At 41.2% G+C, this 255-nt stretch carries 1 pseudogene; it reads right to left on the bottom strand.

Annotated elements, in window-relative coordinates:
• Nucleotides 1-82: 82 nt before the first annotated feature.
• Nucleotides 83-255: pseudogene (locus SB775_RS31540) on the bottom strand (germination protein YpeB); the annotation flags it as partial.

Here is a 255-nt window from a genome sequence, read left to right as displayed (position 1 = left end):
TCCATTATGCCATTCCCCGCTCTTGTTTTCCATAATTTTTCATCTACACAAGAAAAAACGGGCCATTTAGCCCGTTTTCTTTTTAATAAAGCTGTTCCGTGCTTTTCAAACGCTCGACTTTTTCTTCCTGACCGTTCTGAGCGTTGATGAAAATCCTGAAGGTGTCCTTGTCCATCATTCCCAGGAATTCATAGCAGAGCACCTCTTCATTTAAATCATTGACGATGACTGCCTGTCTTTCTTCCATCACTTTCA

The sequence above is a fragment of the Peribacillus sp. SIMBA_075 genome, assembly GCF_046534585.1.
Note: the sequence above shows the minus strand (reverse complement) of the source record. Positions and strands in the feature narration are given on the sequence as shown.